Genomic DNA, 21,337 nt, shown 5'->3' with positions numbered 1-21,337 from the left:
GATGACTCCTCCATTACGCATTACTGCATCATTTTACGAAAGGAATGATTCAATGCACCCATATGAACATCCGCTGTTCTTAAATTTTATTGTGTATTTCAACAAGAATCAAGACTACTTCGAATGCCATGAAGTACTAGAAGAATACTGGAAATCTATTCCCAACTATACAAAAGACCATCCACTTACTGCCTTCATTCTCTTATCGACAGGTCTTTATCATTGGAGGAGGGGCAATATGGATGGTGCATATCGCACACTCGTAAAAGCCGAAAAAAGAATGCGTGAGATTCGTAAATTAGACGTCCGTTATACAGTGGCAATTGATTTCAAAAAGCTTGTACATGATACGGAACAGTCGGTAAGACTAGTGAAAAACAGCGAACCGTTTTCTCCGTTCCCGATTGCTTTGACTTCCGTTTCCCTTCAACGTTCCGTTGAAGAGCTCGCTTCCTCAATGAATCTTCTTCCGGTCGGCAGTGATGCTGTCATTCATAAACATATGCTACGGGATCGTTCCGATATTCTTGCAGAACGAGAAAAGAAAAAGCGCAGACATTGATCTGCGCCTTTTACTCATTCCGAATGTTGTTGTTCTTCTTTTTGACGACATTTTTTAATGAACAAAGCTGTCTCTTCCGTACTCTTGCATTCCAAGTCAGGAAAAAGATCTTTTAGCTTTGCAATTATTTGACTGCCAATCCCTTCGCCACGGAACGACGGATTGACAGAAAGGTGCTTAACTGTGTAGGAATCTACATCTAAGATAATTCCAACAAGTCCGATGAAATCTTCATCTTGTTTCAATAAATATAACTGCCAGTTTTCATCGTTTTCATATTGGTGAATGGTTTCCTGTAATTTCTTCACCGATTTTTCTCCGGGCATATAAGATAGCAAGCCCATGGCGATTTTCTCATACGCCTTCTTGTATCGTAATAGCATCATTGAAATCCCTTCTTTTTAAAATCCTTAGGTATTGGCAATGAGGCTGTCATCCCGCTTGTAAATGGGACCTCCGCCGGAATATGTTTATCGTACATGATAACCAGCTTGTTTTCAATGATCGGGAATGGTCATTTATTCGGACCGACAAATGGGGCAATAAAGTACCAGTACACCGCTCCCCATATGAGGGCAGCGATAATAATGAATAGAAAGAGGATTATATTGCGTTTCCTCATGATGATATTTCCTGTTCAGTTTTCTGTAATGGAATGTCTAGCCGAATGACGTCTTCATACGTTTCCCTACGAACGACCAATTGGTGCTTGCCATTTTCACAAAACACGATGGCAGGTTTAGGCAACCGGTTATAATTGCTCGCCATCGAGTACGTATAAGCCCCTGTACAGAAAACAGCGATGATATCTCCGTCTTCCGGTTCAGCAATATACGCGTCTTCAATCAATTTATCTCCCGATTCACAACATTTACCAGCTATCGTCACTTTATCCGAATGAGGGTCCAACATCCTATTTGCTGTCGCTGCTGTATATTTCGCTTCGTAAAGTGCAGGGCGAATATTATCGGACATACCACCATCAACTGCTACATATGTCCTGACATCAGGAACTTCTTTTGTGCTCCCGACCGTGTAAAGTGTCGTACCTGCATCCCCTACAAGCGATCTGCCAGGCTCAATCCAAATCTCAGGCAAAGGGTAATTTGCTTTTCGTGTCATCGAAAGCACGACATCCTCCATTTCTTCCACGTAAGCGGAAGGATGGAGTGGTTTATCTTCTTCTGTATAGCGTATACCGAAACCTCCGCCTAAATTAAGGACAGTGCAGACGAATTTGAATTTCTCTCGCCATTCAATCATCTTCTCCATGAGTGCTTCTGCTGCAAACCGGAAGGCATCCGTCTCAAAGATTTGAGAACCGATATGACAATGCATCCCGAGCACTGTAATGTATGGATGATTGTAAAGCTTCAGAAAAGCATCATCCGCCTGGCCGTTCTTTAGATCGAAACCGAACTTAGAATCCTCTTGCCCGGTCGTGATATAGTTATGCGTCGAAGCTTCAACGCCTGGGGTAACACGTAATAGGACATTCATCTTTTCCTTACGCGACTCTGAGATTTCTTTGAGCATCTCAATTTCGAGGAAATTATCAACTACGATGCAGCCAATCTTCTCATCGAAAGCAAACTGCAATTCCGTATAACTTTTATTATTTCCGTGAAAATGGATTTTCTCTCGCGGAAAATCTGCTGCAGCTGCTGTATAGAGCTCTCCACCCGAAACGACGTCCAATGAAAGGTCCATTTGCTTTGCAATCTCATAAATGGCAATGGAAGAAAAAGCTTTACTTGCATATGCGACTTGTGCTTTGATCCCAGCCTTCGCAAAAGTTTCCTTAAAGGCAACAGCGCGTTCCCTAAAAAGAGCGATGTCATAGACAAGTAATGGTGTGCCGTACATATGTGCGAGATCTACTGTATCTACTCCACCTATCGTTAAGTGGCCAAGGTTATTCACAGATTGAGTTCCATATAGATGCATATTCATTCCTCCAAGTCATGTTGTTAAAACTTTATCACAACTGGAAGGCTAGAATCAATCCTCTACGATAGCCTATCCCGCTTAGGAGAGTCCGTAATGAAAGGTCTTGGTGCATCCATCGTCATCGGATAACGGATCAATACCCGTTTCATTGCCTCAGGGAAAAATGGTACAGTAGGCCATAAATAAGGAGTGCCCATCGGCCTTAGGGATGCTAAATAGTAGAATAATAAAACGACTCCTAAAAAGAATCCTGCAGGTCCCAAAATCCCTGTTAAAATCAGAATGAAAATCCTAAATATTTTTGTTGTAATACTCAACTCATAGGAAGGAATTGCAAACGTGAAGATTGCACTTACTGCAACATACAAAATGACCTCTCCGGTAAAAAGGCCAACCTCTATCGCTACTTGACCAATGACGATCGCCGCAACGAGCCCCATCGCTGTCGTCAACGGGGAAGGGGTATGAATGGCGGCCATACGTAATATTTCTATCCCGATGTCCGCAATTAATAACTGGACGAGGAGCGGTACGGACCCCGGATCATTCGGTCCTATATAACTAAGTGAAATCGGTAAATATTGCTGGTACGTCGCAAGCAAGTACCAAAATGGGAGTATGAAAAGGCTAAACGCAGCCCCCATCAGACGAATCCAACGGACAAACGTTCCGATGAATGGTGCTTGGCGATATTCCTCTGCATGCTGTAAGTGATCGAAAATCGTGACAGGGACTAAAATAACAGAGGGGGATGTATCGACAATAATTGCAATACGTCCCTCCAAAAGAGATGCGGCACAAATGTCTGGCCTTTCCGTGTATCGGACAAAAGGCATTGGATGAAACCTTTGTTTGAATAAAAATTCCTCCAACGACTTATCTGTCATCGTTAGACCATCATGTTTTATGTCGTCAAGCCTTTTTCGAATATAGGAAAGGTGCTCTTCGCTAGCAGCCCCTTTCATATACGCGATGGCGACATCAGTTTTTCCATTCACTGTCGTCTGGTGCATTTCAAAGCGAAGGTCTTCAGTCTTCAATCTCCTTCTAACTAAGGCTGTATTGATAATGATATTTTCTGTAAATCCATCTCTTGACCCTCGAATAACCTTTTCTGTGTCTGGTTCCTCGGGTTGTCTTCCCGGGGAGCTTCGCAAATCCGCTACAAAAACGAATCCATTCGGCAAAACAAATCCAACAAGACCACTTAGGATCATCGTAAGCAATTTGTCTTTTTCATCTACATCTTCCAAAGCATAATAAGGGAAATAATTAAGAAACCAGTCGGGATCATCTTTATGTTCATCATGCTTTTCAAACCCCTCTTGCATCTCGGCCAATAAAGTTGTTAACGTCTGCCCATCGATAAGGCCGTTAATATAAAACATAAGGACCGGCATTCCCCATAAATGGACGGTTTTTGCGGTTGCATCAAACGTTTCACCTATACCAAATTTGCTTTGGAACCATTCTTCTCCGTCTTTCAAAGATGTGAACAATTTAGCCATCTATTAATCCGTCCTCACTTTAGAGTCACTTTCCTCTGGTTGCGCACTCATCCATGTCTTCAACTGGGCCAATATCTTTTTTTCTAGACGGGACACTTGCACTTGCGAAATGCCGATACGTTCAGCGATGTCACTTTGTGTATAGTCCAAATAATAACGCATGTAAATGATTGTTTGGTCACGTTTATTCAGCTTGGAAACAACGTCCCGCAAAGGGATATGATCGAAAAACCTTTCTGAACGGTCATCCCTCAACTGGTCCATCAACGTCAAACTGTCCCCTTCATTTTCGTACAGCTGCTCGTGTAAAGATGCTGGATCACGCAAAGCATCAGAAGCGAGAATGACCTCATCGATTGAGACATCCAATACTTCAGCAATCTCCGATACGGACGGTGATCTACCATGGTTTTTAATGTAATCATCGGTCGCGTGACGAATTTTGAAACTAAGTTCACGAATCGACCTGCTCACTTTCACCATTCCGTCATCTCGGAGGAAACGTTGAATTTCTCCAACAATCATCGGTACCGCGTATGTTGAAAACTTCACATCATACGACAAATCGAATTTATCGATTGATTTCATAAGACCGATGCAACCAATTTGAAACAGATCCTCTAGATCCGCTCCCCGTGATGCAAATCGTTGAACGATGGACCAGACAAGTCTAGTATTGCCCTCTACCATCATCCTCCTAGCATCCTTGTCTCCTTCTTGGGATTGCTGGATAAGCACTCTCATTTTATCCTGTGACAATAGGGCATCTTGCCGCTCAACAGATGTATCCATCGGTCACCTCATTCTGCTTGCTTCCGTGACCGGAGAAAACGTTTTTTCGAACCGCACTATTGTTCCATTTCCGATGGATGATTCCACCGACAGATTGTCCGAAAAGCTTTCCATAATTGTGAATCCCATGCCCGACCGTTCCATAAGCGGTTTTGTCGTAAACATCGGCTCCATTGCCTGCTGTACGTCAAAAATCCCTCCGCCTTTGTCTTCCACTGTCATTGTCACCTTATTTTCATCAATTACTGCATGAATGGTGACCATGCTTGTCCCATCACTTTCATAGCCATGAATAATGGCATTCGTGACGGCTTCCGATACAATTGTCTTGAATTCTGAAATCTCTTCAAGAGTTGGATCCAGCGGCGTGATAAAACAAGTCATCGCCATCCTAGCCAGCGCTTCGTTCTCTTCGATTGCAACGAATGATAATGTCATTTCATTTCTCATATAAGACCCCTCCGATTTCGCCAATTACACTGTCGACCGAGCCGTGTCTGATGTTGGAACCTAAGCCGGAAAAATTGAAGATTTTCTCCATTGTCGGAGATGGATTCAAGATGAGTGTTTCGCCGTTAAATGGCGCCAAGTCACGCATCCTGCCAAGAATAAGCCCAATCCCTGCACTATCCATGAAACCAAGGCGGCTTAAATCCCAGACGATTCCTCTCACTTTTCCTGTGAAGATGGATGAAGAGATTGCGGAACGTATCCTGTTTGCTTCAAGATTGTCCAACTCCCCTGCCAATGTTACGACTATAATTCCTTCAATTTGATTAATTTCAGCCATGCTGAATCCCTCCTTCTTGCGGAACATTCAACACTGGGCAAGGAAAATCCTTTCACCTGACATAACTAGTCAATTACTTTGCAAACTTCCTATCTTTCGACAAAGCATTCTACCTGTAAAAGCCTATCCATTTTTAGGACAGTTTACACATGTTAGGAATAAATAGAGTTTTTTTATACTGTTGATTTACGCTCCGAGCGGACGCTTTCCGTGGGCACGGCTTCAGCCGCTTCCCTCGCTTCGCTCGGTCCAGGGTCTTCAGCTCGTGCTGTTCCCACTGGAGTCGCCGCTCTACGCTTCAATCAACGGTGCTTCCTATTAACAGAGAAGAAACTAATCATAAATCTCTAAAGAAAAAAACCATTTAAAATCCTCTTATTCAAGGACTCAAAATGGTTTTGTTAAATGCTGTTAACCTGTTATCATTTCATGAATCAAGGCTGGATTTTCTTGTGCTTGGTCTGATATGTGGATGTGCTTTTGGATTAGTTCAACAGATTTTGCAACATCTTCTCGGTTGGAGTGGATGATGGCGAGTGGTTCTCCGACAGTTACTGTATCGCCAATTTTTTTCTTTAAGACGATGCCGACGGACAGGTCGATTTCGTCGTCTTTTGTTGCTCTTCCCGCTCCTAATAACATTGCCGCGACTCCAATGTCTTCCGCTTCCATTCTGGAGATTGTTCCGGAAGTCAAAGCTGGAACTTCGATTTGGAAGTTTGCTGTTGGAAGTAGCGATGGTTCGTGGACAATCCGAGCGTCTCCGCCTTGTGCTTCGATCAATTTGCCGAATAGATTTAATGCTGAACCGTCTTTGATGACTGCTTCAAGCATAGTACGCGCTTCTTCAACGGTTTCGGCTTTTCCACCGGCAACGATCATTTTGCTTCCAAGAACGAGGCAGAGTTCCGTCAAGTCTTCAGGACCATCGCCTTTTAGTGTGTCAATCGCTTCTTTCACTTCAAGTGCGTTCCCAATCGCATAACCGAGTGGCTGGCTCATGTCAGAGATGACTGCCATCGTGTTCCTTCCTACTTGGCGGCCAATCGCCACCATCGCATGTGCCAACGCTTCGGCATCTTCCAATGTCTTCATAAATGCGCCATCGCCTGTTTTCACGTCCAGGACGATTGCATCTGCGCCTGCAGCAATTTTCTTGCTCATGATTGAACTAGCAATGAGCGGAATGCTGCTCACAGTTGCCGTGACATCCCGTAAGGAATACAGATTTTTGTCTGCAGGCGTCAAGTTGCCGCTTTGACCGATGACAGCAACTTTCAAATCATTTACTTGCTTCACGAACTGCTCTTCTGAAAGCTCGATATGGAATCCTTCGATCGCTTCGAGCTTATCAAGCGTTCCACCTGTATGACCTAGGCCGCGACCACTCATTTTAGCTACCGGGACGCCACATGCTGCGACGAGGGGAGCTAAAATTAACGTCGTTGTATCACCAACGCCCCCCGTTGAATGCTTGTCGACCTTTAGACCCTCGATTGCTGATAAATCGATTTGGTCGCCAGATTCAACCATGGCCATTGTCAAATGGCCTTGTTCCTCAGGCGTCATTCCTTGAAAGTAAATCGCCATTAAAAGAGCGCTCGCCTGATAGTCAGGAATAGACCCATCAGTATAGCCATTGATGAAAAATGATATTTCCTCTTTCGATAGAGCTTCCCCGTCTCTTTTCTTCTCGATGATATCAACCATCCTGAACACAATCATCACACCTTTTCAATTAATGAACGCAAAAAGCTTTCTCCAAACTCAGGAGATTTCACATTAAAGTTATCGGCAATCGTCGCCCCGACATCCGAAAATGTTTTTCGTAATGGTAATTCGCCTCCGCTTGTGAAAGCCTGAGAGTAAATAAGCAAAGGTACATATTCTCTTGTATGGTCTGTACCGCTATGGATAGGGTCATTTCCGTGGTCTGCCGTAATGATGAGCAGGTCGTCCTGATGTAATGCATCGATGATTTCCGGTAGACGTGAATCAAAATCCTGCAATGCGTTCCCATAGCCGATAGGATCTCTTCGGTGGCCAAATAATGCATCGAAATCGACAAGATTTGTGAAGCTCAATCCTGTGAAATCAGAATTCATAACTTCAATCAATTTATCGACGCCGTCCATATTGCTTACAGTCCGTACCGCTTCCGTGACACCTTCACCATTGAATATATCCGATATTTTGCCGACTGCAATAACAGACTCACCGGCATCTTTTAGTTCATTCATAACTGTTCTGCTGAAAGGCTTCAATGCATAATCGTGACGGTTAGTCGTACGGGTGAAGTTGCCTGGTTCCCCAACAAACGGTCTTGCAATGACACGGCCGACGAGAAATTCAGGTTTCAACGTAAGTTCACGGGCAATTTCACAAATGCGATATTGCTCCTCAATCGGAATTATCCCTTCATGTGCAGCAATTTGAAGAACGGGATCCGCAGAAGTATAGACGATGATCGCGCCGGTTTCCATATGCTCCTTGCCAAGCTCATCAATGATTCCTGTGCCGCTTGCAGGTTTATTCCCAATCACTTTTCTTCCTGTTCGCTTCTCCAATTCATCGACAAGTTCTTGAGGGAACCCGTTCGGATATACTTTAAATGGTTTATCGATATTCAAGCCCATTAATTCCCAATGACCTGTCATTGTATCTTTGCCTACGGAAGCTTCCTGCATCTTTCCATAAACACCTATTGGCTCGGGTTCAACTGGAACCCCTTTAATTTCCTTAATGTTCGATAAACCTAACCGGCCCATATTCGGCATCTTCAAGCCGCCCATCCGTTCAGCTATGTGGCCGAGCGTATCGGCACCTTGATCTCCAAATAAATGCGCGTCCGGCGATTCCCCGATTCCTACCGAGTCTAGGACGATCAAATGTATGCGCTTAAATTTCGTTTCTTGCATGTCTATACCTCCAGTATTTAAACTTTCCAAAATAACCTCATGTTGTTAAGCACGTGGATGGAATTTCACATAGACATCTTTCAATCTCGATTTACTTACATGCGTATAAATCTGAGTCGTCGAAATGTCCGCATGCCCAAGCATTTCCTGGACCGCACGTATATCCGCCCCATTCTCAATGAGGTGGGTAGCAAAAGAATGACGTAAAATATGAGGGGTCAATTCTTTTTGTATTCCCGCTTCCATTGCATACCCTTTTATTATTTTCCAACAACCTTGCCGAGTCAAACGACTCCCTCTCATATTGACGAATAGGGCATCTGTCCCTTTCGTTTTTGCAACGAACGTCGGACGAGCTTCTCGTATGTACGAAGCGCATGCTTTCATAGCACCACCGCCAAGCGGTATGATTCTTTCCTTGCCCCCTTTACCGAAAACACGGACAAACCCCATGGAAATATGGATATCGTCCACGTTCAAACTGATTAGTTCACTCACACGCATTCCGGTCCCATATAACAATTCAAGCAATGCAATATCCCGTTTCCCTTGCGGCTTACTCGAATTCGGCATGGAAATCAATTTGTCGATTTCATTAACGGAAAGGACAGACGGCAATTTTTGTTCGAGCTTCGGCATTTCCAAGTGGACGGTCGGATCTTGCGTCGTCACTTTTTCCCGTAAAAGGAACTGGTGAAACGATCGTATTGAAGAAATATGCCTTGCAATTGTCCTAGATGATTTCCCTTGATCCTGTAATCTATGCAAATATTGCAGAATCGCGGAACGATCAATACTGTCTATCGACTTGATCCCCGCCTTTTCCAGCTGGCGAAGATAATCCGAAAGGTCTCTCTTGTAAGAAGCAACCGTGTTCTGCGATAACTGCCGTTCCACTTTTAGAAAGTGGATATAATCTTCCAATGCAAAATTACTATCTTTCACACATTTCACCCCTCAAATGACAAAAAGGGACAGCATCGCGCCATCCCCATTTCACTTTTTACTGTCATTTCCCGTAGCTGTGCAACTTTCGCAAACTCCGTGGAAGGTCAACCAATGATCCTTTACATTGAATCCATATCGGCTTTCGACAATTTTTTCGACATCGCCTAAAAGATCTTCCTGTATTTCAGCCACTTTTCCACATTCAATGCAAATAAGATGATGATGAAAACGCGATGCCCCTTCTTGACGTAAGTCATATCGAGACACACCGTCACCAAAATTGATCTTGTCGACGATCTTCAGCTCTGTCAGCAGTTCCAATGTCCGGTAGACAGTAGCAAGGCCGATCTCCGGCGCCTTCTCTTTCACAAGTAAAAAAACATCTTCAGCACTTAAATGATCTTCTTCGTTTTCAAGAAGGACCAAGACCGTAGCTTCCCGCTGAGGCGTCAACTTATAGCTGGCCCCGTGCAATTGCTTTTTAATCCGTTCAATCCGGCTTTCCATATGACGCCCCCCTCAACCTGATACCATTATACCAAAGAGGCGTTCTTTGTGACAACAGAAAGGAAATAGTAGACTCCCAATCCAATTACCGTATGAGAAAATAAAATAAAGTAATTTCCAATAAGAATATAAATAAAGATATTCCTGCCAACACCGGAACTGCTTGTACATTCCTTGCCTTCCTCGATGTGTTGTTGAAATAAGGTGGACTTAATACAACGCAATAGATAAGGAATAGCAGACACGCAAGAAACTGAAATGGAAACCACCAAATTGCATATTGCCATATTTTCATTCCGGAATAAAGGAGATAAGAGGATGACAAACCAAATATGACACATTTAATTGCCCCGAAGAACAATATTCCATGCCGTGTTTTGCTATTTAGCGAAAGTAAGAAGGTAACTGCAAAAAACAGCAGCATCATTAGAAATGGTCTTACAATAGATCCATCAGTTTGTGAAATGACTCTCATATCGAAAAAGCCGATCCATTTTTCGGATGCAGCAATCGGAACTTCACGGAATAACAATGCCCCACCGATATACCCGACGGATAGAATGACAAATAGATGGATAAATGATAAGGAACGGACCATAGGCTTCACCTCCGCATCGTTTCTATAACGTATGCTTGTCCGCTCCAAAATAGCTCATTTTTTTAGAAGTTTTTTTGCGTAAAGAATCGCAAATGCCGTTTTTGCATCGTAAATCCGTTGTTCCAGCACCATCTCTTCGGCTTCTTCGATCGTGCACTCGAACAGTTGGATGAACTCGTCTTCATCCCCTTGAGCAGGCTTATCTATTTTATATAGTCCTTGTGCAACAAAAATATGAATGATTTCATTTGCAAATCCAGGCGATGTAGCGAAAGACTGTAAATATTCAAATTGAGTAGCCCCGTAGCCCGTCTCTTCCTCCAATTCACGCAGTGCTGTTACCTCAATATCTTCGCCAGGCTCGATCTTGCCTGCCGGGATTTCGATGATAGAGCGGTCCAGTGCCTTCCTATACTGTTCAACAAGAACTAGTTTCCTATTGTCGGTAATTGCAATGACGGCAACAGCGCCCGGGTGATCGACGAGTTCCCTTTTCGCCCGGTTGCCGTCGGGTAATTCAACTTCTTCGACACGAAGAGAGATTATCTTCCCTTGAAATATACGTTCAGACGTAACAGTCTTTTCCTCAAAACGATTCATTTTGACACGCTCCTTTTCAGTAACTCAAGCAACAAGCTTCCCCTATCAACTTCTACATTGTACAGTTTATTTAGAGTAGATGAAAACAATATTGGAGGTGCTCCTATGAATAAGAGGGAGATTGGAAAGAGCGGCATTTTTGTATCCGAACTTGGACTCGGGTGTATGTCATTCCCAGACGACTTGGAAGAAGTGAAAAATATTATCGATGTGGCATTAGAAGCCGGCATCAATTTCTTTGACACAGCAGATTTATATGCAGCTGGAAGGAATGAATCTCTCGTCGGCGAAGCGTTAAAAGGTCGGCGTGATCAAGTCATTCTTGCAACGAAGGTCGGCAATAGGCGTAGTCCAGGGGAGGACGGCTGGCGCTGGGATGCTTCGAAAGCATATATAATGGAAGCTGTAAAGGACAGCATAAAGCGTCTTGGCACCGACTATATCGACCTTTATCAATTGCATGGAGGAACTATGGAAGATGATGCGACGGAAACGATTGAGGCTTTCGAAGCTTTGAAAAAAGAAGGGGTCATCCGGCAGTATGGCATTTCGTCCATCCGACCGAATGTCATCGAACGCTTTTTAACAAACAGCTCTGCCATTTCTGTTATGATGCAGTACAGCCTGCTAGATCGGCGGCCAGAAGAATGGTTCCCTATGATCAATGAAGCAGGTGCATCCGTCATCACCCGCGGGACATTGGCAAAAGGTTTATTAACGGATGACGGCCTTACGCGGGTTAAGAAGATGGATGGCTTTGTTGTGTATGATTCGGAAGACTTAAAGAAGACAGTCGGAGAGTTGCATGAAACAGTCAACGATCTGCATGCGCTTGCCCTAGCATTCAACTTGAAACAAGATGTAGTCGCTTCTGCATTGATCGGCGCCAGTTCAAAGGAACAGCTCCTTGATTCAATTGTCGCTTATGAAAAGGAAATCGATCAATCCGAACTAACAACCGCTTCTCAATTAACAAAAGAACATCAATATGAAGAGCATCGGATATAATTTTGTAACATACCTGTAACATAATTGTAATGATTAGCAAACTCTTTGAAGGGTATCAAACTAGTAGGCAAGTATTATGATTACACCTTGGAGGAGATTTTGATGAAATTACTAACTGAAAACAAAAAATGGTTGAAACTTGGAGCAGCGACGTTCCTTTCCGTAGGACTACTCGCGGCATGTGCAGATGGTGAAGAAGACACGGATGTAGATGTCAATAACCCACCTGCAGATGTAAATGACGGTGTCAATGATGGTACTGATACAGATGTCGATCTTGATCTAGACGATGGTACGGATACTGACACTGGTACTGATTTCGACAATGACTCTGACACTGACACGGATTCTGACGATAGCCAATAAGCTTCATTAAAAACGAGACTCTTTGCAGGAGTCTCGTTTTTGAATGGTTTATAAATAATTAAACTTCTTGCTCAGTTAACTGTACTGCGTCCTTACGCTTCTTGGAAGGCAGCATATTGAAAATGATATTTAACGCGATTGCTGTCAAGCTGCCTGCTACGATTCCATTGCTCGTGAACATTTGGAAGTTTTCATGAAGGTTGGCGAAGAGGTCAGGTACGACTGATACGCCAAGCCCAAGGCCTACTGAACAAGCAACGATCATCGCATTTTCTTGCGAATCCCCTATTACTCTACTCAACATTTTTATCCCTTGCGCAATAACCATCCCGAACATCGCAACCATTGCCCCGCCTAATACAGACGTCGGAATCACTGTTGCCAGAGCGGCAATTTTCGGCATGAAGCCCAATGAAACGAGCATGAGCGCTGTAATTAAAATGACTTTACGGGATTTGACACCGGTCATCTGCACTAAACCGACGTTTTGGGAAAATGCTGTATATGGAAAAGCGTTGAAAATTCCCCCGATCAATGAGGAAAGCCCTTCAGAACGATAGCCTTTTGCCAAATCTTTATCCTTAATGTCTTGCTCTGTAATATCTCCCAATGCAAAGTATACACCAGTAGACTCGACCAAAGACACCATCGCGACTAACGTCATCGTTAAAATCGGATACAGATGGAACGTTGGTGTACCTAGATAAAACGGAGTTACTATATGGAATGCAGAAGCTTCTTTCACCGCGCTAAAGTCCACGATTCCCATCATCATGGCTGCTACTGTACCAAGTACGATTCCTATCAAAATCGAAATCGATCTAAGAAAACCGGTTGTAAATCTATATAAAAGGATGATACATAGAAGTGTTCCAAAGGAAAGAAGGATATTGGCACTCGATCCGAAATCCGGTGAGCCTAATCCCCCTCCCATATTATTCAAAGCTACAGGTATCAAAGTGATCCCAATGATTGTCACTACAGAACCTGTAACGACCGGCGGGAAAAATTTGATCAACTTTCCGAAGAACGTACTAATGAGGACAATAATTAATCCAGATGCGATAACCGATCCATAGATGGCAGAGATTCCGTAATTATCAGCGATTGAAATCATCGGACCGACAGCCGTGAATGTACAACCTAGAACGACCGGCAATCCGATTCCGAAAAATCGGCCGCTCATGATTTGCAGCAAAGTTGCAATTCCGCACATCATTATGTCAATTGATACAAGGTACGTCAACTGAGTGGAAGTCAAACCGATTGCCTGCCCCACAATTAGCGGAACGAGAATTGCGCCGGCATACATGGCAAGTAAATGTTGAACACCTAACACGACCGATTTCATGCTAAAGTACCTTCTTCCTTAAATTCGACTTTTCCATGTTCAAGCGATTTGATTATTGCCAATGATTCAACCCGGATCCCTTTTTCCCGGATCATTTCTCCCCCAGGTTGGAATCCTTTTTCGATGACGATGCCAACTCCGACAAGCTCCGCCTCCGCCTGTTCAACAATATCGAGAAGCCCGAGGACGGCTTGTCCATTTGCAAGAAAATCATCGATGACTAACACTTTATCCCCTTTTTTCAAGAAATCCTTTGAAACGGAGATTTCATTCGTTTCATTTTTCGTGAAGGAATGAATGTCAGCCGTAAATAAATGATCGCTCATCGTCAATGATTTGCGCTTTCGGGCAAAGATTGCAGGTACGCCTAGTACTAAGCCGGTCATCATTGCTGGTGCAATTCCAGATGATTCGATGGAAAGTACTTTTGTAATGCCGCCCTCTTTGAACCGCTCTGCAAATTCCTCACCAATCGCTTTCATTAGTGGCGGATCGATTTGATGATTCAAAAACGAATCCACTTTTAATACTTGATCAGAAAGCACTTTACCATCGTGCATAATTTTCTCTTGTAACTGCTTCAACTGATTGTTCCTCCTTTGTTGTTCACGATCAAGGGAGAATGTAAAAACCCCGAATGACCGTGCATCCATTCAATACATGAGTGGAGCAAGGTCATTCGGGGTAATAAAATCGCCGAATGAAAAAAGCGCATGCATTCTAACTGCATGATACTTTTTCTTCTTTGCTTCTCATAGTCGATCCCTTTACGGTGGACCGGTAGAAACTTGCAGGCCATATCCCTGCGATTATATGAGTGGATGTTTTAGTTAGGTCATCATTATATCACGCATATGACCTTTTTCAATAAGTTTTTCACAACAAAGTATGTTGATTCTATGAACAGTAAGGTAGTTGACGATAATTTTAAATTCTTTCCTATATAATGATTTATTTGTAAAGTTACGCAATATTGAAAATGATTGCCATTACTTATTTATAACGAACATGTCAGATAAATTAATAATATTTCACTTGGATTAATTCACACATGATTCAGTTTATCATTCAAGACCTGCGGCAATAGATGGATTGTAGGCCACTACAAATATATCAACGAAGAGGAGAGATATTTTTATGGCTAGAAACAACAACAACAATCAAAACAACCGCGGGAAAATGTCCTTGGAAGAAGCAGGCCGTAAAGGCGGAGAAGCTACTGCAAGAAATCATGACAGAGATTTCTACGAAGAAATCGGCCGCAAAGGCGGAGAAGCTACTGCACAAAATCATGACAGGGATTTTTATGAAGAAATTGGGCGTAAAGGCGGAGAAGCTACTGCGAAAAACCACGACAGGGATTTCTACGAGGAAATCGGCCGTAAAGGCGGAGAAGCTCGCGCTCAACAAAACAATAACAACAACAACAGCCGTCGATGAGTAATCGAAAAATTAGACGTTAAGTAGTGATATGAACAAAACAGCTGGAAACGGTTTTTCATCAACCACTTCCAGCTGTTTTTTTGGTTGCCGCATGATGTCATTGCTTGCTAAGTTCCATCTCCAACATGATTGGACAATGGTCGCTTCCCATGATTTCAGCATGAATGTCTGCTGTTTTCAAATTAGGGAGCAGACAATTCGAAATGAGGAAATAATCGATCCGCCACCCAATATTCCTCGCCCTGACGTCACGCATATAGGACCACCATGTGTACGCCCCTTCTACATCAGGATGTAAATGACGGTATGTATCTATGAAACCTTTATCTAATAATGCCGAAAATTCGCCTCTTTCCTCGACCGTAAATCCTGAATTTCCAACATTTGTTTTATAGTTACGGATATCAATATTTTGATGGGCAACATTTAAATCCCCACAGAAGATTACAGATTTAGAACTTTTTAATTGGCTTAGGTAGTTTCTCATTTTTATTTCCCAGTCGAGGCGAAAAGGAAGGCGAGCCAAATCTCGTTGCGCATTCGGTGCATATACATTTACCAGATAAAATTCCGGAAATTCTAATGTTAAAATCCGACCTTCGTCTTCAGTTTCCGATTCGCCGATTCCATATTTCACGGCAATCGGTTCTTCTTTCGTGAAAACAGCAGTACCCGAGTAGCCTTTCTTCAACGCATAGTTCCAATATTGATGGTAACCTTCTAGCTCAAGCTCAATTTGCCCGCTTTGGAGCTTTGTTTCCTGTATACAGAAAATATCGGCATCCTGCTCTTTAAAATAGTCGAGAAACCCTTTTCGGACACACGCTCTTAACCCATTGACATTCCAAGAAATCAATTTCATGCTAAAAAACTCCTTCTATACACTCTACCTTTTCATTGTACTAGAAAAAGGTGAGTCCTAAAAGGATGCTTTGGGCGCAAGGCTGCTTTAGACGTGGTCCATTTTATACAAAAAGAGACTGTCCAGACGATTTCCTGGACAGCCCCTATGAATGTTCTATTATTTTGCGTTCAATGCAACTGCGATTTTCGCTCCGACTACCGCATTATTTTTAACTAAAGCGATATTTGCATCTAGGCTCCGGCCTTCTGTAAGGTCTTTCACTTTACCTAGCATGAATGGTGTAACGTCTTTTCCTGAGATATTTTGCTCTTCCGCTTCTTTCAGCGCATCTTCGATGATGCCATCGATGAAAGACTTGTCCATTGCGTCAGCTTCCGGGATCGGGTTAGCGATGACCGCGCCACCTTTTAAGCCAAGGTCCCATTTCACACGAAGAATGTCAGCGACTGTCTCCGGATTGTCCGCTCGGATATTAAGTTTGAAATCACTTTCACGCGTAAAGAATGCTGGAAGGACATCCGTGCCGTAACCGACGACAGGCACACCGTTCGTTTCCAAATATTCAAGCGTCAATCCGAGGTCAAGGATAGATTTCGCACCAGCACAAATGACAGCAACATCAGTTTGCGCAAGCTCTTCCAAGTCTGCAGAAATATCCATTGTCGTTTCTGCACCACGGTGGACACCGCCGATTCCGCCAGTCACGAAGATTTTAATGCCCGCGAGTGATGCAGCAATCATCGTCGTGGCAACTGTTGTAGCCCCTAGTTGTTTCGTTGCTACCAAATACGCTAGGTCACGTCTTGATGCTTTTGCAACTCCTTGGCTATTGCCGAACATTTCAAGCTCGTCGTCTGAAAGGCCGATTTTAATCTTTCCATCAATGATGGCGATTGTTGCAGGAACAGCACCGTTATCGCGGATAATCTGTTCTACTTCACGCGCAGTTTGCACGTTTTGTGGGTATGGCATACCGTGAGAAATGATTGTTGATTCTAAAGCGACTACTGGTTTACCTGAGGCAAACGCTTCTTGTACTTCTTTTGAATACGTTAAATATTGTTTCATCGTAATTCCTCCAATTCTTTATTAAGAAGATCTATTGTTAATTCCGGTCTTACCGTAAAGGAACTTTCCAAAGTTTTGGCCGCATTCAACAATCCCATGCGGACACTTTCCTCTAATGTCCCTTCAACCAAATGTCCATGAAGCAATCCGGATACAAACGCATCTCCTGCTCCTGTTACATCTTCTACGTGCACATCTTCCACTGCGGGAAAATGAATGGGCTCTCCGCCTGCAGTCGCGGCCATAATTCCTCTGGCGCCTGCAGTGACAACGACATTTTCCGCACCGAATGCAAGCAATTCGTGGACTGCTTTCTTCCAGTCCGCTTCATTACCGATCGTCAAACCTGTATACGTCTCTGCTTCATCACGATTGCAAATGAACCACGTGACACCTTTCAAATCACTCGGCATCCTGTTCATTTTTGGCGAAGATACCGGAATAATGACGAGAGAATTGCCGTTTTGATTGGCTAGGTTTTTAATATAATCGACAGATTCCTTCGGGCAATTCAAATCAATAACAATCAACGATGCGTTTGAGATGATTCTCGACTTTTCCTCCAAGTAGGCAGGAGTTAGCGAGTCGTAGACTTCCATATTCGCCATCGCTATGACTAGTTCACCTTCGGGATCCAATACAGCTGAGTAGGAGCCCGTCGATTTCCCGATCAATTGCCCGACATCTGAAAGATCCATATATGAAGAGGATTCCCCGACAATCAAATCCCAATCACTGTCATTGCCCGCAACTGTAAGTAGCCTAACATGATGATCGAGACGGCCTAAGTTTTCAGCAATATTTCGGGCAACGCCACCGACAGAAACACCCATAGATGCCGGATTCGAAGTTCCGAGTTGCGTCCTACCATTCAGATGGAATTTACGGTCTATGTTCGCTCCACCGATGCAAATAATTTCCGTATCCTCCGGCAGGATATACGCACGGCCTAATATTTTTCCCTGTTTAATCAAACCGGAAATGATATTCGCCAAGGAAGGTCTAGAAATTTGGAGGGCATCCGCCATTTCCTGCTGTGATAAATAAGGATTGGCTCGGATTACGTCCAGAACTGCCCTTTCCTTTTCATTCAAGTCCATCACCCTTTAAACATTTGTTTATATTGTAAACTTTTGTTTCGTTGATTGCAAGAAATAATATTTTCAATGCCTCATCCGTCATGTTTCGCATTTCCTATCGCTTTGTCTACCTCATACAAGGTTAGGTCTATATCGACGGTATTCCCAAGCGCGATGTTCGCCAGTTGTTTGCCTAGATAGGGGCCAACTGTTAATCCGGAAGCTCCTAAACCGTTTGCAAAGAGCAGCTCGGGATGACCCGGTACTTCTCCAATCACTGGAAGAAAACCGGGTGTGAACGGTCGGAAGCCGACTCTCACTTCTTCAAATGATGCTTCAGCCAATCCTGGTGCAATTGTTAATGCTTTGTCCAAAACCTCATAGATTCCGCCTGCTGTTGGTTCCATTTTGAAGCCTGCGTCATCCTCATGTGTGGCTCCGATAATAATCTTTCCATCAGTAGCTGGCAAAATATATTGGTCTGTCGGAGGCATGATGACCGGCCATTCTGAAGTATCGTGTTGTCCGTTTAAGTGAAGGTGGACGATTTGTGCCTTTTGCCCAGTTACTTCGATATTCAAATTAAGTGGCCTCAATAACTCCCCTGCCCATGCTCCTGCAGTTACGATCAGTTTGGATGCTTTTATATATTCCTCACCAATATAAACACCATTGACTTTACCTTCTTCTATACTAAGCTTTGCAGAGCCTTGTCTTATAATTGCACCAAGCTTTTTTGAAGCGCTTAATAGAGCTTCTCTTAAAGCTCTACCATCCACCCGTGCGCCACCTTCTACATGGACAGATGAGAAGCCTTCTGATAATGGTGGAAACAGATCTGCAGTCCCAATTTCATCTATCAACTTCACTTGCCCTATTTCAGGTGCTTCCTTCTTTCTCTCCAATGCGCGGGCTTGCATCTTTTCAAGCTTGTCCAATTCTGTATGTAAGCTAATCGCACCGACTTTCCGATAACCTGTTTGAGATTCACCGTCATTCTCTAATTGTTTAATCAACTCAGGATAATAGGATGCTCCTTCTTTTGCCAAAGCATACCATGCTTTATTTCTCCGCTGGGATAACCAAGGGCATATGATGCCGGCTGCAGCATCTGTCGCTTGACCCGCGTCCTTTCGATCGACCAGCATTACTTTCGCTCCGCCTTTTGCTAAATGATAAGCGGTTGATGCACCGAGAATTCCGCCGCCAATAATAATGATCTGTTCCATGTCAAACACCTTTTCTTCGTTTTATCTCGCATCAACTGGCAGTAAAACTCCAACTAAAGTGGGAGATCGACTGCCAGTAAATGCCCGATTGCTTCAACTAACACTCAGTGGGGATAAGAGATTCCCGACTGAGTAAAGTTTCACTTTACGTATATTGTACAAGCGGAAAATCATACATACAAACATAGCTTATTGCAAGCGTTTTCAAAATCGCAATAATTATATAATAATTTAACCCTTTCTTTTTTCGAAAAAAGCAGTATAATTATTCTATTCCCTATTACATAATTTATTTGATTAAATAGAAGGAGATTTGATTTGAATGACAAGAGTACCCATCCAGATTAAACTAAGTGATACTAAAAAAGAGAAACCGAATTCGGATCATCTCGTTTTTGGCAGAAGCTTTACGGATCATATGTTTGTTGCTGATTATGATGAAGGAAAAGGCTGGCATAGCCACCGTGTCGTCCCGTACGCCCCTGTCACACTGGATCCTGCGTCGATTGTTTTCCATTATGGGCAAACTGTTTTCGAAGGAATGAAAGCATATCGTTCAGCAGTAGACGGAACTGTCCGACTTTTCCGCCCTGAAGAAAACATGAAACGGATGAACTTATCCTTGGACCGCCTATGCATGCCCAGAATTGACGAAGAATCTGCATTGCATGCATTGAAAGAGCTACTCCATATTGAAAAAGATTGGATTCCGACTGCGGAAGGAACTTCTCTCTATATACGGCCTTTTGTCATTGCAAATGAAGCTTTCCTAGGTGTTGCACCAGCAAAGAAATATCAATTTTTCATCATTCTCTCCCCCGTAGGCTCTTATTATAAAGAAGGGATTCACCCTGTTAAAATTCTTGTGGAAAATGAATTTGTCAGAGCTGTGAAAGGCGGAACGGGTGGTGCCAAAACTGCAGGAAATTATGCAGCAGGACTGAAAGCTCAAGAAGTCGCTGATCAGAAAGGATACTCCCAAGTACTTTGGTTGGACGGCGTCGAAAGGAAATATGTTGAAGAAGTAGGTAGCATGAATATTTTCTTCAAAATTGACGGTGAAGTCATTACACCTGCCATCAACGGAAGCATTCTAGAAGGGATTACCCGTAAATCGATTCTTCAGCTTCTTCGCCACTGGGAGATTCCAGTTGTAGAACGAAAAATTTCGATGGATGAGATACGAGCTGCCTATGATCAAGGGAAACTGGAAGAGGTGTTTGGCACAGGAACAGCAGCTGTCATATCGCCTGTCGGGGAGCTGAATTGGGATGGCTATAAAATGGTCGTTAACAATAGTGAAACAGGACCATTGGCGAAGCAATTATTCGACACCCTTTCCAACATCCAAACAGGTAAAGAAAATGATCCTTTCGACTGGGTCGTTGAATTAAAAAGTGAACTGGCGAAATTGGCCTAATAAAAAAGACATACCATTTTATGGTATGTCTTTTTTAAGCTATATTTTGATAACGATTCAATAAGGAATCCAATTCTTGGCTGACTGCTACCACTGCTGGATGAGTATATCCCCGATCCTTCGCTATTTTGACCATCTTCGATCTTTTCATGTAGATTTTAAAAGATAAAAGCTGTTTGCCAATCAATCGCATCTCATTTCCTCCGTCAATTTTTTTACCCTTGCCTATCATAATGTAGACCAGTTGAAAATTATGTCGAATTATGTGAGGAATTCATAAAATAAAACATTTGTCATAAATTCGTCACAAATGAAAGGAAGAGGTACGTATATAT

At 43.2% G+C, this 21,337-nt stretch carries 25 protein-coding genes and 1 riboswitch; of the genes, 5 read left to right on the top strand and 20 right to left on the bottom strand.

The window, feature by feature from the left end:
- Position 1 precedes the first annotated feature (1 nt).
- The gene (locus tag MHZ92_RS21330) at positions 2-562 is read left to right on the top strand and encodes a DUF309 domain-containing protein (RefSeq protein ID WP_370644594.1); all 561 of its coding nucleotides are present in this window, start codon (positions 2-4) and stop codon (positions 560-562) included.
- Positions 563-576: 14 nt separating this feature from the next.
- On the opposite strand, the gene MHZ92_RS02535 is transcribed toward MHZ92_RS21330, so the two are convergent.
- The 13 genes from MHZ92_RS02535 to MHZ92_RS02480 all read right to left on the bottom strand — a co-directional run bounded on the left by MHZ92_RS02535 (position 577) and on the right by MHZ92_RS02480 (position 11,173).
- Entirely contained in the window at positions 577-948 is a 372-nt protein-coding gene (locus tag MHZ92_RS02535; RefSeq protein ID WP_370644592.1) for a GNAT family N-acetyltransferase, read from the bottom strand.
- A gap of 232 nt (positions 949-1,180) precedes the next feature.
- Positions 1,181-2,509: a diaminopimelate decarboxylase gene (gene lysA, locus MHZ92_RS02530; RefSeq protein WP_239429929.1), complete on the bottom strand. Its 1,329-nt coding sequence runs from the start codon at positions 2,507-2,509 to the stop codon at positions 1,181-1,183.
- Positions 2,510-2,571: 62 nt separating this feature from the next.
- Positions 2,572-4,020, bottom strand: coding sequence for a spore germination protein (locus MHZ92_RS02525; RefSeq protein ID WP_239429928.1), 1,449 nt, complete (start codon positions 4,018-4,020; stop codon positions 2,572-2,574).
- A gap of 3 nt (positions 4,021-4,023) precedes the next feature.
- On the bottom strand, positions 4,024-4,812 hold the full coding sequence (locus MHZ92_RS02520) for a SigF/SigG family RNA polymerase sporulation sigma factor (protein WP_239429927.1): 789 nt from the start codon (positions 4,810-4,812) through the stop codon (positions 4,024-4,026).
- A 3-nt stretch (positions 4,813-4,815) separates the two neighbouring features.
- A complete protein-coding gene (spoIIAB, locus tag MHZ92_RS02515; RefSeq protein ID WP_239429926.1) occupies positions 4,816-5,262 on the bottom strand; it encodes an anti-sigma F factor in 447 nt (148 codons plus the stop codon).
- Complete coding sequence (locus MHZ92_RS02510; RefSeq protein WP_239429925.1) at positions 5,252-5,602, bottom strand: anti-sigma factor antagonist; 351 nt, start codon at positions 5,600-5,602, stop codon at positions 5,252-5,254. The genes spoIIAB and MHZ92_RS02510 overlap by 11 nt, the downstream gene beginning before the upstream one ends.
- A 173-nt stretch (positions 5,603-5,775) precedes the next feature.
- Entirely contained in the window at positions 5,776-5,904 is a 129-nt protein-coding gene (locus tag MHZ92_RS21325) for a hypothetical protein (RefSeq protein ID WP_255723316.1), read from the bottom strand.
- A gap of 109 nt (positions 5,905-6,013) precedes the next feature.
- Positions 6,014-7,327, bottom strand: coding sequence for a pyrimidine-nucleoside phosphorylase (locus MHZ92_RS02505; RefSeq protein WP_239429924.1), 1,314 nt, complete (start codon positions 7,325-7,327; stop codon positions 6,014-6,016).
- Positions 7,327-8,520: a phosphopentomutase gene (deoB, locus tag MHZ92_RS02500; protein WP_239429923.1), complete on the bottom strand. Its 1,194-nt coding sequence runs from the start codon at positions 8,518-8,520 to the stop codon at positions 7,327-7,329. Before deoB ends, MHZ92_RS02505 begins: the two co-directional genes overlap by 1 nt.
- Before the next feature lie 45 nt (positions 8,521-8,565).
- Complete coding sequence (gene xerD, locus MHZ92_RS02495; RefSeq protein WP_239429922.1) at positions 8,566-9,465, bottom strand: site-specific tyrosine recombinase XerD; 900 nt, start codon at positions 9,463-9,465, stop codon at positions 8,566-8,568.
- Between the two features lie 51 nt (positions 9,466-9,516).
- Entirely contained in the window at positions 9,517-9,975 is a 459-nt protein-coding gene (gene fur, locus MHZ92_RS02490) for a ferric iron uptake transcriptional regulator (RefSeq protein ID WP_239429921.1), read from the bottom strand.
- A gap of 85 nt (positions 9,976-10,060) precedes the next feature.
- Positions 10,061-10,573 carry a hypothetical protein gene (locus tag MHZ92_RS02485; protein WP_239429920.1) on the bottom strand — a complete coding sequence of 171 codons (513 nt, stop codon included), beginning with the start codon at positions 10,571-10,573 and terminating at the stop codon, positions 10,061-10,063.
- 54 nt (positions 10,574-10,627) lie between these two features.
- Entirely contained in the window at positions 10,628-11,173 is a 546-nt protein-coding gene (locus tag MHZ92_RS02480; protein ID WP_239429919.1) for an NUDIX hydrolase, read from the bottom strand.
- A gap of 105 nt (positions 11,174-11,278) precedes the next feature.
- On the opposite strand from MHZ92_RS02480, the gene MHZ92_RS02475 reads away from it, so the two are divergent.
- Together MHZ92_RS02475 and MHZ92_RS02470 are read left to right on the top strand one after the other, a co-directional pair.
- Entirely contained in the window at positions 11,279-12,181 is a 903-nt protein-coding gene (locus MHZ92_RS02475; protein ID WP_239429918.1) for an aldo/keto reductase, read from the top strand.
- A 102-nt stretch (positions 12,182-12,283) separates the two neighbouring features.
- On the top strand, positions 12,284-12,547 hold the full coding sequence (locus MHZ92_RS02470) for a hypothetical protein (protein WP_239429917.1): 264 nt from the start codon (positions 12,284-12,286) through the stop codon (positions 12,545-12,547).
- Between the two features lie 58 nt (positions 12,548-12,605).
- Here MHZ92_RS02470 and MHZ92_RS02465 read toward each other — a convergent pair whose 3' ends face one another.
- Together MHZ92_RS02465 and MHZ92_RS02460 are read right to left on the bottom strand one after the other, a co-directional pair.
- Positions 12,606-13,898, bottom strand: a complete 1,293-nt coding sequence (locus MHZ92_RS02465; RefSeq protein ID WP_239429916.1) for a nucleobase:cation symporter-2 family protein — start codon at positions 13,896-13,898, stop codon at positions 12,606-12,608.
- Positions 13,895-14,482, bottom strand: coding sequence for a xanthine phosphoribosyltransferase (locus MHZ92_RS02460; protein WP_239429915.1), 588 nt, complete (start codon positions 14,480-14,482; stop codon positions 13,895-13,897). The genes MHZ92_RS02465 and MHZ92_RS02460 overlap by 4 nt, the downstream gene beginning before the upstream one ends.
- Positions 14,483-14,633: 151 nt before the next feature.
- A riboswitch (purine riboswitch) is annotated at positions 14,634-14,735 on the bottom strand.
- Positions 14,736-15,035: 300 nt separating this feature from the next.
- On the opposite strand from MHZ92_RS02460, the gene MHZ92_RS02455 reads away from it, so the two are divergent.
- Positions 15,036-15,338, top strand: a complete 303-nt coding sequence (locus MHZ92_RS02455) for a KGG domain-containing protein (protein WP_239429914.1) — start codon at positions 15,036-15,038, stop codon at positions 15,336-15,338.
- Between the two features lie 100 nt (positions 15,339-15,438).
- Here MHZ92_RS02455 and MHZ92_RS02450 read toward each other — a convergent pair whose 3' ends face one another.
- The 4 genes from MHZ92_RS02450 to MHZ92_RS02435 form a co-directional block, all read right to left on the bottom strand.
- Positions 15,439-16,203: an exodeoxyribonuclease III gene (locus tag MHZ92_RS02450; RefSeq protein ID WP_239429913.1), complete on the bottom strand. Its 765-nt coding sequence runs from the start codon at positions 16,201-16,203 to the stop codon at positions 15,439-15,441.
- A gap of 159 nt (positions 16,204-16,362) precedes the next feature.
- Positions 16,363-17,274, bottom strand: coding sequence for a pseudouridine-5'-phosphate glycosidase (locus MHZ92_RS02445; RefSeq protein ID WP_239429912.1), 912 nt, complete (start codon positions 17,272-17,274; stop codon positions 16,363-16,365).
- Positions 17,271-18,368, bottom strand: coding sequence for a PfkB family carbohydrate kinase (locus tag MHZ92_RS02440; protein WP_239429911.1), 1,098 nt, complete (start codon positions 18,366-18,368; stop codon positions 17,271-17,273). The genes MHZ92_RS02445 and MHZ92_RS02440 overlap by 4 nt, the downstream gene beginning before the upstream one ends.
- 77 nt (positions 18,369-18,445) lie before the next feature.
- Positions 18,446-19,582, bottom strand: a complete 1,137-nt coding sequence (locus tag MHZ92_RS02435; protein WP_239429910.1) for an NAD(P)/FAD-dependent oxidoreductase — start codon at positions 19,580-19,582, stop codon at positions 18,446-18,448.
- A gap of 322 nt (positions 19,583-19,904) precedes the next feature.
- Between MHZ92_RS02435 and MHZ92_RS02430 the strand changes: the two genes are divergently transcribed.
- Positions 19,905-21,002: a branched-chain amino acid aminotransferase gene (locus MHZ92_RS02430; protein WP_239429909.1), complete on the top strand. Its 1,098-nt coding sequence runs from the start codon at positions 19,905-19,907 to the stop codon at positions 21,000-21,002.
- Between the two features lie 34 nt (positions 21,003-21,036).
- On the opposite strand, the gene MHZ92_RS02425 is transcribed toward MHZ92_RS02430, so the two are convergent.
- Complete coding sequence (locus tag MHZ92_RS02425) at positions 21,037-21,195, bottom strand: aspartyl-phosphate phosphatase Spo0E family protein (RefSeq protein ID WP_239429908.1); 159 nt, start codon at positions 21,193-21,195, stop codon at positions 21,037-21,039.
- Between the last annotated feature and the right edge of the window lie 142 nt (positions 21,196-21,337).

It is taken from the genome of Sporosarcina sp. ACRSL (genome assembly GCF_022346605.1).
Lineage (GTDB): Bacteria > Bacillota > Bacilli > Bacillales_A > Planococcaceae > Sporosarcina.
The sequence above is the reverse complement of the archived record's forward strand: the minus strand, read 5'-3'. Positions and strand labels throughout refer to the sequence as shown.

Excerpts from the sequence above, each read along its gene's own strand:
- MHZ92_RS02470 (WP_239429917.1), top strand. The coding sequence starts at position 12,284 with ATGAAATTACTAACTGAAAACAAAAAATGGTTGAAACTTGGAGCAGCG.
- MHZ92_RS21330 (WP_370644594.1), top strand. The coding sequence starts at position 2 with ATGACTCCTCCATTACGCATTACTGCATCATTTTACGAAAGGAATGAT.
- MHZ92_RS02505 (WP_239429924.1), bottom strand. The coding sequence starts at position 7,327 with ATGATTGTGTTCAGGATGGTTGATATCATCGAGAAGAAAAGAGACGGG.
- MHZ92_RS02535 (WP_370644592.1), bottom strand. The coding sequence starts at position 948 with ATGATGCTATTACGATACAAGAAGGCGTATGAGAAAATCGCCATGGGC.
- MHZ92_RS02455 (WP_239429914.1), top strand. The coding sequence starts at position 15,036 with ATGGCTAGAAACAACAACAACAATCAAAACAACCGCGGGAAAATGTCC.
- MHZ92_RS02465 (WP_239429916.1), bottom strand. The coding sequence starts at position 13,898 with ATGAAATCGGTCGTGTTAGGTGTTCAACATTTACTTGCCATGTATGCC.
- MHZ92_RS02435 (WP_239429910.1), bottom strand. The coding sequence starts at position 19,582 with ATGGAACAGATCATTATTATTGGCGGCGGAATTCTCGGTGCATCAACC.
- MHZ92_RS02510 (WP_239429925.1), bottom strand. The coding sequence starts at position 5,602 with ATGGCTGAAATTAATCAAATTGAAGGAATTATAGTCGTAACATTGGCA.
- MHZ92_RS02430 (WP_239429909.1), top strand. The coding sequence starts at position 19,905 with ATGACAAGAGTACCCATCCAGATTAAACTAAGTGATACTAAAAAAGAG.
- MHZ92_RS02480 (WP_239429919.1), bottom strand. The coding sequence starts at position 11,173 with ATGAATCGTTTTGAGGAAAAGACTGTTACGTCTGAACGTATATTTCAA.
- MHZ92_RS02450 (WP_239429913.1), bottom strand. The coding sequence starts at position 16,203 with ATGAAATTGATTTCTTGGAATGTCAATGGGTTAAGAGCGTGTGTCCGA.
- fur (WP_239429921.1), bottom strand. The coding sequence starts at position 9,975 with ATGGAAAGCCGGATTGAACGGATTAAAAAGCAATTGCACGGGGCCAGC.
- MHZ92_RS02475 (WP_239429918.1), top strand. The coding sequence starts at position 11,279 with ATGAATAAGAGGGAGATTGGAAAGAGCGGCATTTTTGTATCCGAACTT.
- deoB (WP_239429923.1), bottom strand. The coding sequence starts at position 8,520 with ATGCAAGAAACGAAATTTAAGCGCATACATTTGATCGTCCTAGACTCG.
- MHZ92_RS02520 (WP_239429927.1), bottom strand. The coding sequence starts at position 4,812 with ATGGATACATCTGTTGAGCGGCAAGATGCCCTATTGTCACAGGATAAA.
- MHZ92_RS02445 (WP_239429912.1), bottom strand. The coding sequence starts at position 17,274 with ATGAAACAATATTTAACGTATTCAAAAGAAGTACAAGAAGCGTTTGCC.
- MHZ92_RS02525 (WP_239429928.1), bottom strand. The coding sequence starts at position 4,020 with ATGGCTAAATTGTTCACATCTTTGAAAGACGGAGAAGAATGGTTCCAA.
- lysA (WP_239429929.1), bottom strand. The coding sequence starts at position 2,509 with ATGCATCTATATGGAACTCAATCTGTGAATAACCTTGGCCACTTAACG.
- MHZ92_RS02425 (WP_239429908.1), bottom strand. The coding sequence starts at position 21,195 with ATGCGATTGATTGGCAAACAGCTTTTATCTTTTAAAATCTACATGAAA.
- spoIIAB (WP_239429926.1), bottom strand. The coding sequence starts at position 5,262 with ATGAGAAATGAAATGACATTATCATTCGTTGCAATCGAAGAGAACGAA.
- MHZ92_RS02485 (WP_239429920.1), bottom strand. The coding sequence starts at position 10,573 with ATGGTCCGTTCCTTATCATTTATCCATCTATTTGTCATTCTATCCGTC.